Annotated in this window: 11 protein-coding genes; 10 read left to right on the top strand and 1 reads right to left on the bottom strand. The window is 65.9% G+C overall.

From position 1 onward, the window contains the following. Positions 1 to 57: 57 nt before the first annotated feature. A complete protein-coding gene (locus J3E64_RS02850; RefSeq protein WP_253339502.1) occupies positions 58 to 1,338 on the bottom strand; it encodes an N-acetylmuramoyl-L-alanine amidase in 1,281 nt (426 codons plus the stop codon). Between the two features lie 516 nt (positions 1,339 to 1,854). Between J3E64_RS02850 and J3E64_RS02845 the strand changes: the two genes are divergently transcribed. From J3E64_RS02845 to J3E64_RS02800, 10 genes are all read left to right on the top strand, one after another. Beyond that, entirely contained in the window at positions 1,855 to 4,560 is a 2,706-nt protein-coding gene (locus J3E64_RS02845) for a ribonuclease E/G (RefSeq protein ID WP_253339500.1), read from the top strand. A gap of 126 nt (positions 4,561 to 4,686) precedes the next feature. Then, entirely contained in the window at positions 4,687 to 6,036 is a 1,350-nt protein-coding gene (locus tag J3E64_RS02840) for a M48 family metalloprotease (RefSeq protein WP_253339498.1), read from the top strand. A gap of 2 nt (positions 6,037 to 6,038) precedes the next feature. Next, positions 6,039 to 6,806, top strand: coding sequence for a DsbA family protein (locus J3E64_RS02835; RefSeq protein ID WP_253339496.1), 768 nt, complete (start codon positions 6,039 to 6,041; stop codon positions 6,804 to 6,806). 140 nt (positions 6,807 to 6,946) lie between these two features. Continuing rightward, on the top strand, positions 6,947 to 7,081 hold the full coding sequence (gene rpmH / locus J3E64_RS02830) for a 50S ribosomal protein L34 (RefSeq protein ID WP_253339494.1): 135 nt from the start codon (positions 6,947 to 6,949) through the stop codon (positions 7,079 to 7,081). Positions 7,082 to 7,113: 32 nt separating this feature from the next. Then, on the top strand, positions 7,114 to 7,479 hold the full coding sequence (rnpA, locus tag J3E64_RS02825) for a ribonuclease P protein component (RefSeq protein WP_253339492.1): 366 nt from the start codon (positions 7,114 to 7,116) through the stop codon (positions 7,477 to 7,479). Beyond that, a complete protein-coding gene (gene yidD, locus J3E64_RS02820) occupies positions 7,476 to 7,688 on the top strand; it encodes a membrane protein insertion efficiency factor YidD (RefSeq protein ID WP_253339490.1) in 213 nt (70 codons plus the stop codon). The genes rnpA and yidD overlap by 4 nt, the downstream gene beginning before the upstream one ends. A gap of 31 nt (positions 7,689 to 7,719) precedes the next feature. Continuing rightward, a complete protein-coding gene (gene yidC, locus J3E64_RS02815) occupies positions 7,720 to 9,429 on the top strand; it encodes a membrane protein insertase YidC (RefSeq protein ID WP_253339488.1) in 1,710 nt (569 codons plus the stop codon). Positions 9,430 to 9,514: 85 nt separating this feature from the next. Then, on the top strand, positions 9,515 to 10,162 hold the full coding sequence (gene yihA, locus J3E64_RS02810; RefSeq protein ID WP_253339486.1) for a ribosome biogenesis GTP-binding protein YihA/YsxC: 648 nt from the start codon (positions 9,515 to 9,517) through the stop codon (positions 10,160 to 10,162). A gap of 105 nt (positions 10,163 to 10,267) precedes the next feature. Next, positions 10,268 to 11,395 carry a peptide chain release factor 2 gene (prfB, locus tag J3E64_RS02805; RefSeq protein WP_253339480.1) on the top strand — a complete coding sequence of 376 codons (1,128 nt, stop codon included), beginning with the start codon at positions 10,268 to 10,270 and terminating at the stop codon, positions 11,393 to 11,395. Continuing rightward, entirely contained in the window at positions 11,395 to 12,117 is a 723-nt protein-coding gene (locus tag J3E64_RS02800; protein ID WP_253339478.1) for a class I SAM-dependent methyltransferase, read from the top strand. Before prfB ends, J3E64_RS02800 begins: the two co-directional genes overlap by 1 nt. The last annotated feature ends 44 nt before the right edge of the window (positions 12,118 to 12,161 follow it).

The following is a 12,161-nucleotide window of genomic DNA, read 5'->3' as shown; positions in this document are numbered from 1 at the left end:
AGAGGCTCTAGGGTCAAATTGTCGCCAAGGCCAGAGCCGTTTCGCCCACCCGAATCTTCACCCGCCCGAGGCGTTGCCGGTCATCGCCAGCTTGCGCGCGAAATGGACCTCGATCGCGCGGGCGACCCCGCTCGCGATCTTCTGCTGCCCCTCGCGCGAGGAGAGGAAGGCGGAATCGGCGGCATTGCTGATATAGCCGGTTTCGAACAGAACCGACGGGGTGTCGGGCGCCTTGAGCACCATCAGCGAGGCGAAGCGGTGATAGGTGCTGCGGAACGGCACGAAGGGTGCCGCCTCGCGCTGGAGCAGGCGCGCGAAATTCGCCGATATGTTGAGTGATTCGCGCTGGGTGAGGTCGATCAGGATCGACGACACGTCGCCCGACTGGTTGCCCAGGTTGACGCCGTTGATGATGTCGGCCTTGTTCTCTCGCGCCGCCAGCCGCGCGGCTTCGCGGTCGGACGCCGTTTCCGACAGGGTGTAGACCGTCGCGCCATGGGCGTCGGCATTTTCCGCCGCGTCGGCATGAATGGAGATGAAGAGGTCCGCGCCCAGCTTGCGGGCGATGCCGTACCGTTCCTGAAGCACCAGGAAGCGGTCGTCGTCGCGGGTCAACGCCACCCGCACCCGGCCGGTCTTTACCAGCCGGTCGCGGATCGCCTGCGCGATCGCCAGCGTGACGTCCTTTTCCTGCTTGCCGTTTTCCTTGTTGATGGCGCCCGGATCATGGCCGCCATGGCCGGCATCGATGACGATCAGCGGGCGGGCGCCGTCATGCGCGCCTTCCACCGGCGGCAGCGCGACGCCGCGCGCGACCGGCGGAATCGGCACCGTGATCGAGTGGATGCGCTTTTGCGGGCGGGCGGCCATGTCGGCCGGCGCGTCGAAACGCGTGCGTCCCTTGCCCACTTCGCCGCGGAAGCGCGTGTCGCTGATGGACTGAAGCGAGAAGCTGAGCGACTTGCCGTCGGAGGCGATCCGCGGTTCGCCCAGCGTGGCCGGTCCGGACAGGTCAAGGACGACGCGCGCGGTATCGCCGTCGATCTGGCCCTGGCGGACGCCGGCGACGGTGCTGCCGCCCGGCCCGACATAGGCCCTTCCCACCTGCGCGCCGTGAATGTCGAGCGCGATGCGGCGCGGGGCGTCCAGCAGGAAGGCGGAAGCGCCGTCCACCGCGCCGTCGAAGCGCACGACCACGCGGTTGCCCGTCACATCCACGCCGGAAATGCCGCCCGCGCTGCCGGGCGCCGACAGTGCAACGGTGCTTGCCAGGGCAAGGCCAAAGAACATACGCCGCTTGTGTAGCCCGCGATTGTCGGCCGTCCAGCCAAATTTCATGCCGATTATCCGTCCAGCGTCCCCACGCTGAATGCCGGATTAATCATGCCGCCCTTTTCGGGCCGTAAAATGACAGAGTTAACGGCATTTTCAGGATATTTGGCGACATGACCGGGCGTATGCCGTCAAATGCGCGTCACATTATTTCGGGTAGCCGTTGCTCCTTCCGTATTTGACTGCTACCCATTCACAATCCCTCGCAGAATGCCCGGATCGCGGCTGTTCTGCAGGGACCTTATATGATGTGCCGGCGCGAACGCCGGTAACAGAGAACAGGTTGACGCTGCATGAGGCATGAATTTCCTTCCACGCTTGCCCCGGAAACGGGCGAGGCGGCGTGGATGGTACGAGCCGGCGCAATGAACGGCCCTGCCGATGCAGCAGACGCAAAACTTTCCTTTCAAACCCGGACGCCGCCGCGTTTCGCGCCCCCAGGGGCGCGCGGCCGGTCGTCCTTTCACTATCGCGTGGCGGCCAGCGCCGATTGGGCGTGCCGCCGACGCCGGAGAAGTATAAATGACAATGCGTATGCTAATCGATGCGCGCCACCGGGAAGAAACCCGGGTCGCGGTCGTCAAGGGTAACCGGATCGAGGAATTCGACTTCGAATCCGCCGAGCACAAGCAGCTCAAAGGGAATATCTATCTTGCCAAGGTGACCCGGGTCGAACCGTCGTTGCAGGCGGCTTTCGTCGACTATGGCGGCAATCGCCACGGCTTCCTGGCCTTTTCGGAAATCCATCCCGACTATTACCAGATCCCGCGCGAGGACCGGGAGGCGTTGCTGCGCGAGGAACGCGCGCATGCCGAGGAAGAGGCCGCGTTGCGCGCCGATTTCGAGGATGAGGACGACGATGGCGTCGCCGGCGACGATGGCGTCGAAATCGTCGAGGCGACCCATCATCACGAAGATGAGGACGGCGAGGCGGAGAACGCCGAGGTCGATCAAGGCCGCCGTGGCAAGCGCGAGAAGAACGGCGACAATGCCGCCGACGAACTGCGCCGCAAGCGCATGGCGCTGCGCCGCCGCTACAAGATTCAGGACGTCATCAAGCGGCGCCAGGTGATGCTGGTGCAGGTGGTCAAGGAAGAGCGCGGCAACAAGGGCGCGGCGCTGACCACCTATTTGTCGCTGGCCGGTCGCTACTGCGTGCTGATGCCCAACACCAGCCATGGCGGCGGCATTTCGCGCAAGATCAGCAACGCCGCCGATCGCAAGCGTCTGAAGTCGATCGTTTCGGAAATGAGCCTGCCCTCCACCATGGGTTGCATCGTCCGTACCGCCGGCCTTCAGCGCACAAAGCCCGAGATCAAGCGGGACTTCGATTATCTGGCCCGCCTGTGGGACGAGATTCGCGAACGGACGCTGCGCGCGTCCGCGCCCGAACTGATCCATAATGACAGCGACCTGATCAAGCGCGCCATCCGCGACATCTACAACAAGGATATCGAGGAAGTCATCGTCGAGGGCGAGGACGGCTATCGCGCGGCCAAGGATTTCATGAAGCTGCTGATGCCCAGCCATGCGCGCCGGGTGAAGCAATATGCCGACGCCGTGTCGCTGTTCCAGCGCGCCAGCGTCGAGGACCAGCTCGCGGCGATGTACAATCCGGTCGTGCAGCTGAAATCGGGCGGCTATCTGGTCATCAACCCGACCGAGGCACTGGTGTCCATCGACATCAACTCGGGCCGGTCGACCCGCGAACACGGCATCGAGCAGACCGCCGTCGCCACCAACCTGGAGGCGGCCCGGGAAATCGCGCGCCAGCTGCGCCTGCGCGACATGGCGGGCCTGGTCGTCATCGACTTCATCGACATGGAAGTGAATTCCAACATCCGCAAGGTCGAGAAGGCGATGAAGGAGGCGCTGAAGGACGATCGCGCCCGCATCCAGGTCGGCCGCATCTCCGGCTTCGGCCTGATGGAGATGAGCCGCCAGCGCCTGCGTACCGGCGTGCTGGAAGCGTCCACCCGCCAGTGTCCGCATTGCGAGGGCACCGGCCTGGTCCGCACCGCGTCGTCGGCGGGCCTGAGTGCGCTGCGCATGCTGGAAGAGGAAGCGGCACGCGGGCGCGGCAGCATCGTCACGCTGCGGGCGAGCCAGGAGGCGGCCTTCTACGTGCTCAATAACAAGCGCCGCGAACTGGACGAGATCGAGCAGCGCTACGGCGTCACCATCGTCATCCTGCCCGATGGCGAGGTGGAAGGCGCGCGCATGTCGGTCGAGGCCAGCGGTCCCCGCCCCGAGCGCGTCGTCGACTACACGCCGCTGGTGGTCGAGGAAGATGAACTCGACATCGTTGAAGAGGATGACGAGGAAGAGGCCGAGGAGGTCGAGGAATCGTCCGAACGCGAGGACCGTGGCGAGCAGGGCGAAGACCGCGAGGGCGGTCGTCGCCGTCGCCGTCGCCGTCGTCGTCGCGGCGGCCAGCGCGAGGAGAATCGCGAGGCCGGAGCCGAAGAGGACGCAGGCGAGGGCGAAGCCGACGCGGCCGAGAGCGAAGAGACCGAGGCGGACGCCGCCGAGGCTGGCGAACCGGTTGCCGCCGATGGCGAGGACGGCGGCGCGCGCCGTCGCGGCCGTCGTGGTCGCCGGGGCGGACGCCGCCGGCGCGAGGGTGGCGACATGGAGGCCGAGGGCCAGGCCGATGCCGCCGAGTCGGTTGAGCCGAACGCCGAACCCGTCGACGCGGAAGTGCCCGCGCTCGAAGCGCCGGGCGTCGAAGCGGTAGCCGAGGAAGTGGCCGAGGAGGCCGCGCCCAAGACCCGGCGCCGCCCGCGCGCCCGCAAGAAGGCAGAGCCCGAAGCGGCAGCCGAGGCGGCTGCCCCGGCGGATGCCGTCGACGCGCAGGCGGACGGCGCGGCGGAAGCGCCCGCGCCCGAGGCGCCGGCCAAGCCCAAGCGCACCCGCAAGAAGAAGGTCGAAGCCGAGGCCGCGCCCGTTGCCGAGGAAGCGGCCGCGCCGGCCAAGCCCAAGCGCACGCGCAAGAAGAAGGCCGAGCCGGTCGCGGAAGCAGAGCCGGCACCTGTTGCCGAGCCTGCGGTTGCCGAACCCGCGGCGGCGGCAGAGGTCGAGGCCGCGCCCGCGCCGGACGCGAGCCCTGCCGCCGATGCGCCCGTCGCCGAGCCCGCCGAGGCCTTCGGCGCCGAGGATGGCGCGGCCGATGAAGAAGGTGACGGCACGCCGCGTCGCGGCTGGTGGCAGCGCACCTTCGGTCAGTAAGGCCGCGATTCCTTGCCCATGATCAGGCGCCGTCGCCCGTCCGGTTTCTTCCGGCGTGCGGCGGCGCCTTTTTCATGTGCGGGCTTAACGACAGGTTCAGGCCGGGCATGGCAGGCGCGGGGGTCCATGGGTCGCTTCTGTCAATTCGGCATGCTGCTGCTGGCGTCGCTGGCGCTGATGGCGCGTCCCGCGATGGCGCAGCAGGTGCTGCGCGACGCCGAGACCGAAGCGTTCATGGCGGACATGTCCGGACCGCTGGTCAAGGCGGCCGGGATGGAGCCGAACAATGTCCAGGTCATGGTCATCAACGATCCGGAGATCAACGCCTTCGTCGCGGGCGGCCAATATGTCTGGGTGCATAGCGGGCTGATCGCGCAGGCCGACAATGTGAACCAGTTGCAGGGCGTGGTTGCGCACGAACTGGGCCATATCGAAGGCGGCCATATCATCCGGTCGGGCGAGGGGATCAAGGAAGCCACCGGCGTTACGCTGTTGAGCCTGGTGCTGGGCGCGGCGGCGATCGCGGCGGGCGGCGCGGAAGCGGGCATGGGCATCATGGGCCTGGGCCAGCAGGCGGCGCTGAGCAAATATCTGGCGTTCAGCCGCGCGCAGGAAAGCTCGGCGGATCTGGCCGGCGCCCGCTACCTGCATATCGCGGGCATCAGCGGCAAGGGCAGCCTGGATTTCTTCAAGAAGCTCCAGAACCAGGAATATCGGCTCGCCATTCCGCAGGACAACAGCTACGGGCGCACCCATCCGCTGTCGGGCGAACGCATCAACGTGCTGCGCGAGGTCTATGAGGCCGATCCTGCCTGGAGCAGGCCGGTCGATCCGAAGCTGGAGGCGCGGTTCGAGCGGATCAAGGCGAAGCTGATCGGCTTCGTGTCGGAACCCACCCAAACACTCATCAAATATCCCGAGACCGACCAGTCGATCCCCGCCCATTATGCGCGCGCCTATGCCTGGCACAAGAGCGCCTATCCGCAGAAGGCGCTGGAAGAGGCGGACGCGTTGCTCGCGGCCATGCCGCACGATCCCTATTTCCTGGAGCTGAAAGGGCAGATCCTGCTGGAAAGCGGCAAGCCGGCCGAGGCGATCGCGCCGCTGCGCGAGGCGGTGAAGCTGACCAACCAGCCGCTGATTTCGGTGCTGCTGTCGCATGCGCTGATCGCGACGGAGGACAGCGCCAATTTCGCCGAGGCCGAGCAGGTGCTGCGCGTGGCGGTGCAGCGCGACCGCGAAAACCCCTTCGCCTGGTATCAGCTGGGCGTCGTCTACGAACGGCGCGGCGACGTGCCGCGCGCGGCGCTCGCGACCGCCGAACGCTATGCGATGATGGGCGAAAACGCCATGGCGCTGCGCAGCGCCGACGCCGCGATGCAGGGGTTGAAGCCCGGCACGGTTGACTATCTGCGGGCACAGGATATCGCGATGGTCTCACGCGCGGCGATCGAGCAGCAGCGGAAGAAAAAATAGCGATGACCAACGACACACGGCCGGGCTTTCGCGCGGCGCTATCCAACAGGACCATGCAGATGACCCTTGGCGCTTTCGCCTTCGTCGCGGCCGCCGCCGGCACCGCCCTTGCCATGCAGGCCGGCGGATCCGTCAGCGCGTCCGACAAGGCGGCGATAGAACAGATCGTCCACGACTATATCCTCGACCATCCCGAGATCATTCCCCAGGCGGTCGAGAAGTTGCAGGCCAAGCGGATGGAAAGCGTGATCGACGCCAGTCGCAGCACGCTGGAAACGCCCTACGCCGGTGCCTGGGAAGGGGCGAAGGACGCCGACGTCACCGTGGTCGAATTTTTCGACTATGCCTGCGGCTATTGCCGCGCGTCGCTGCCCGATCTTGCAAAGCTGGTGGGCGAGGACAGGAAGCTGAAGATCGTCTATCGCGAACTGCCGATCCTGTCGGAAGAAAGCAGCAATGCGGCCAAGGTGTCGCTGCTGGCGGCCGAACGCGGCCAGTATATGCCGTTCCACAAGGCGCTCTATGCAGCGGGCCGGGTGACGCGCGACACGATCGTGGCAGCGGCGGCAAAGGCCGGCATCGGCAAGGCGGACGCGGAAAGCGCGATGGCGTCGAGCAAATATGATGCCGAAATCCAGTCCAACATCGCCCTTGCCCAGAAATTGCAGGCGGCCGGGACGCCGACCTTCGTCATCGGTGGCCAGGTGCTGAGCGGCGCGGTGGGCTATGACGCGTTGAAGGAAGGCGTCGCGACCGCGCGGGGGAAATAGGCCAGAGGGCCGACGGGCTTCGCCGCTTCTCCCATTGACTTCCCGCCCCCCTTTCCCTATCGGACGCTCCCTGACCGGCGGCCGCCCCTTTGGCGGCCCTTTTTTGTCACGCCCGATTCTTTTTGTTTGAGGAATGAACGATGAAGCGCACCTTTCAGCCGAGCAATCTGGTTCGGAAGCGCCGTCACGGTTTCCGCGCCCGCATGGCGACGCCCGGTGGCCGCAACGTGATTCGCGCCCGCCGCGCGCGCGGCCGCAAGAACCTCTGCGCCTGAGCGATACGCCGGAAAACGCCCAGCCGGCCGTGATGGCCCGGCGCGCGGACTTTCTGGCGGCCAATCGCGGTCGACGCGCGCCCATGCCGGGCTTTGTCCTGCTGGTGCGGGAACGCGGCGACGGCGATCCTGCGATGCGATACGGCATCACGGTTACGAAGAAGATTGGCGGCGCTGTCATCCGCAACCGGATGAAGCGCCGTTTTCGTGTCCTGGCGCGGGCATTGCTGCCCGCCCATGGCATTGCCGGCGCGGACCATGTGCTGATCGGCCGCGATGGCGGGGTAGAGCGCGATTTCGCGCTGCTGCATGCCGAACTTGCGAAGGCGCTGGGCAAGATCATGACCCGGCCGGTGGACGCGCCGCGCGACCCGCGGCGGCGTGAGCCCCGGCGATGATCGCGCGCATCCTGATCCTGATCGCGCGCGGCTGGCAGCTTGGTCCCTCGCGCGTCCTGCCGCCCACATGCCGCTATGCGCCCAGCTGTTCGGAATATGCGATTCAGGCGGTGCGCAAATATGGCGCGATCAAGGGTAGCTGGCTGGGGTTCAAGCGGCTAATGCGATGCCACCCCTGGGGCGGGTCGGGCTACGACCCTGTCTCGTGAGACAGTGACTCAGACGGCGGAGCCGAAAAGCGTGGACGACAAGAAGAATATCATCCTGGCGGTATTGCTGACCGCGGCGATCCTGTTCGGATGGCCCTATATAGCCCAGCATTTCTTCCCGGCCGCCAATCCGCCCGCCACGAAGATCGAGAACGGCAAGCAGGTCGCCGTCGCCAATCCCGCCGCCGATCCGGCCGCCGACGGCCCCGCCGCGATTCGCGACCGCACCCTGGTGATGAAGGAAAGTCCGCGCGTGCCCATCCGCACGCCCAAGCTGAACGGTTCCATCAACCTGAAGGGCGCGCGCATCGACGATATCGTGCTGCCGACCTACAAGGAAACCATCGCCAAGGATTCGCCCGCCGTGCGGCTGTTCAGCCCGTCGGGCACGCAGGACGCCTATTTCGCCGGTTTCGGCTGGCAGGGCGAAGGGCTGAAGACTCCGGACCGCAACACGTTGTGGACCGCGCGGGGCAGTGCGCTGACCCCGACCAGCCCGGTCACGCTGACATGGAATAACGGCGCGGGCCAGACGTTCGAAATCCGCCTGTCGGTCGACGACAACTACATGATCACCGCCGCGCAGAAGGTATCGAACACCGGCGCCGGCACGGTCGGGGTGAAGCCCTATGGCTATGTCAGCCGCATGGGTATTCCCAAGGACCCCGATACCTGGACCATCCATGTCGGACCGATGGGCGTGTTCAACGGCGCGGCCAATTATGACGTGAACTACAAGGACCTGGACAAGGGGCCGTCGACGCAGAGCTTCTCGTCCAAGGGCGGCTGGGTCGGCTTCACCGACAAATACTGGCTGTCCGCGATGATTCCGGACCAGCAGGCCGATTTCGCCGGACAGTTCCGCAAGGGCGCAGGCACGCAATATCAGGCCGACGCCGCGCTGCCCGCCACGATGCTGGCCCCCGGCAAGGCGGTGACGCAGACGATGCGGCTGTTCGTCGGCGCCAAGGAAGTGAAGACGCTGGAGGCCTATCAGGACGCTGGCGTGCCGCTGTTCGATCGGGCGATCGACTGGGGCTGGTTCTACTGGTTCGAAAAGCCGATCTTTGCTCTCCTCCACTGGCTGTTCGAACATATCGGCAATTTCGGCGTCGCCATCATCTGCCTGACGCTGTGCGTGCGCGCGCTGATGTTCCCGGTCGCCCAGCGCCAGTTCTCCAGCATGGCGTCGATGCGCGCGGTGCAGCCCAAGATGAAGGCGTTGCAGGAGAAGTATAAGGACGACAAGCCGCGCCTTCAGCAGGAGATGATGGAGCTGTACAAGAAGGAGAAGGTCAATCCGCTGGCGGGGTGCCTTCCCATCTTCATCCAGATCCCGATCTTCTTCGCGCTCTACAAGGTGTTGCAGTTGACGATCGAGATGCGGCACCAGCCCTTCGTGCTGTGGATCAAGGATCTGTCTGCGCCCGATCCGGCGCACATCCTCAATCTGTTCGGCTATCTCGACTTCCAGCCGCCGTCCTTCCTGGCCATCGGCGTGCTGGCGTTGCTGCTCGGCATTTCCATGTATTTCCAGTTCAAGCTGAACCCGGCCCAGATGGACCCGATGCAGCAGCAGATCTTTTCGATCATGCCGTGGATGATGATGTTCATCATGGCGCCGTTCGCGGCGGGCCTGCTGGTCTACTGGATCACCAACAACTGCCTGTCGATGGCGCAGCAATGGTGGCTCTACAAGCGGCACCCGCAACTGAACACGCCGGCCGCGGCGGCGAAATAGGCCGGGACAGCACGCCCGTTCGCTTCCGGCCTGTCGGGAACGGCGCGCCATGATTCGACAGGCCAGACGCGAACGGAGTGAGGGAATGACCGGCGAAGACGATGCCGCGCTGATCGAGGAGGCGCGCAAGCTGTTCGCGGGGCCGATCGCATTCCTGAAGTCGGCGCCGGACCTCAAATTCCTGCCCGACATGGCGGTGAACGAAGTGGCCTTCGCCGGGCGTTCCAATGTGGGCAAGTCGTCGCTGCTGAACGCGCTGACCAACCGCAACGGCCTGGCGCGAACGTCGAACACGCCCGGGCGGACGCAGGAACTCAATTTCTTCGACGTGGGTGATCCGCTGCGGCTGCGGCTGGTCGACATGCCCGGCTATGGCTATGCCAAGGCGCCCAAGGACATGGTGCGCAAATGGCGGTTCCTGGTGAACGACTATCTGCGCGGACGGGCGTGCCTGAAGCGCACGCTGGTGCTGATCGACAGCCGCCACGGCATCAAGGACGTCGACACCGACATGCTGGACATGCTGGACGGCGCGGCGGTCAGCTATCGCATCGTGCTGACCAAGGCGGACAAGATCAAGGCGAGCGAACTGGCGGCCGTCATGCAGCGGGCCGCGGACGCGATCCGCAAGCGCCCCGCTGCCCATCCGGACATCATCGCGACGTCGAGCGAAAAGGGCATGGGGATCCCGGAGCTGCGTGCGGCCGTTCTGGACAGCGTGACCCACGGCTAGACGCTTGACGAAGGCCCCCTTCATCGGGAAGGACGCGCCTTTCGACAAGTCCGTCCCGGCGGGCTAGACCAACGAACCTGGCCCTCGCCAGTTGGAGAAGAGACCATGCGCGCCGAAGCGCAGCAATATATCGACCGCATCGACGCCGCGCTGGCCCTGCTGCGCCAGTCGCTGGACTGGGACCGTGCGCTGCGCCGGCTGGACGAGCTGAACGCCCGCGTCGAGGACCCGACCCTGTGGGACAACCAGAAGATGGCGCAGGAGGTGATGCGCGAGCGCACCCGGCTGGACAGCGCCATCGGTGCGACCCGGGCGATCGAGACGGAAAAGACCGACACCGCCGACCTGATCGACATGGCCGAGGCCGAGGGCGACGAGGATATGGTGACGGAGGCGATCGCCGCGCTGAAGGCGCTGGCCGAGCGCGCCGACGAGGACAAGATCCGGGCGCTGCTGTCGGGCGAGGCCGATGCGAGCGACACCTATCTGGAAATCCATGCCGGCGCGGGCGGCACCGAAAGCCAGGACTGGGCCGAGATGCTGAGCCGCATGTATCGCCGCTGGGCCGAACGGCGCGGCTACAAGGTGGAACTGGTCGACTATCAGGCCGGCGACCAGGCGGGAATCAAGTCCGCGACCTTCCTGTTCAAGGGCGAGAATGCCTATGGCTATGCCAAGACGGAGAGCGGGGTCCACCGGCTGGTGCGCATTTCGCCCTATGACAGTTCGGCACGGCGCCACACCAGCTTCTCGTCCGTGTGGGTCTATCCGGTGATCGATGACGACATCGACATCGAGGTCAAGGAAAGCGACCTGAAGATCGACACCTATCGCGCGTCCGGCGCGGGTGGCCAGCACGTCAACACGACCGATTCCGCCGTTCGCATCACCCACGTGCCCAGCGGCATCATCGTCGCGTCCCAGAATGACCGGTCGCAGCACAAGAACCGCGCGACCGCGATGAACATGCTGAAGGCGCGCCTGTATGAAGCCGAGCTGCGGCGGCGCGAGGAAGCGGCGTCAAGCGATTATCAGGCCAAGACCGAGATCGGCTGGGGCCACCAGATCCGGTCCTATGTGCTCCAGCCCTATCAGCTGGTGAAGGACCTGCGTACCGGTGTCACGTCGACGTCGCCGGACGATGTGCTGGACGGTGCGCTCGACCCGTTCATGGCGGCGGCGCTGAGCCAGAAGGTGACGGGCGAAACCGTCGATGTGGAGGATGTGGACTGATGCCGGCGCGGGCGGCACTGGCGGGCGCGCTGTGCCTGCTCGCCGCCTGCGACCCGCTGACGGGCGGTAACGAGGCCGAGCGCGCGGCCGGTGCGCGCGATTTTCCCCGCGCCGACCGCCCGGTCGCCCCTATCGTGTCGACCCGCTGGTCCAGCGAGGAAGCGCGCGACCGCGTCAACGAAGCCGAGGACATCATGGACCGGGCCGGCATCGCGCCGGGCATGAGCGTGGCCGACATCGGCGCGGGCGAGGGCTATTATACCGTCCGTCTGGCGCGGCGCGTCGGTTCGCGCGGCCGGGTGCTGGCGGAAGACATCATGCCCGAGGTGATCGAGGCGCTGTCGCGGCGCATAACCCGCGAAAAATGGGACAATGTCAGCGTGCGGCTGGGCGCGCCGGAGGACCCCAAGCTGCCCGACAACAGTTTCGACCGCATCCTGATGATCCACATGTATCATGAAATTGCCGAACCCTATGCCTTTCTCTGGCATCTCAGCCCAGCGCTGCGACCGGACGGGCAGGTGATCGTGGTCGACGCGGATCGGCCGACCGGCCAGCATGGAACCCCGCCCCGGTTGCTGGCATGCGAAATGGCGGCGATGGGATTCCGCATGGACGAACTGGTCCCCAAGCCGACCGCGGGCGGATATTTTGCGCGTTTCCGTCGTATTGCCGCACGTCCGGCGCCTGAAAGCATCGTTCCTTGTGCACTCGCGGAATAAAAAGAAGGTTAGTGCCCGGTTAACGTCGAATGATGCGAACCTAA

The organism is Sphingobium sp. OAS761, from assembly GCF_024168485.1.
Lineage (GTDB): Bacteria > Pseudomonadota > Alphaproteobacteria > Sphingomonadales > Sphingomonadaceae > Sphingobium.
This window is presented reverse-complemented; position numbering and strand designations above follow the sequence as displayed.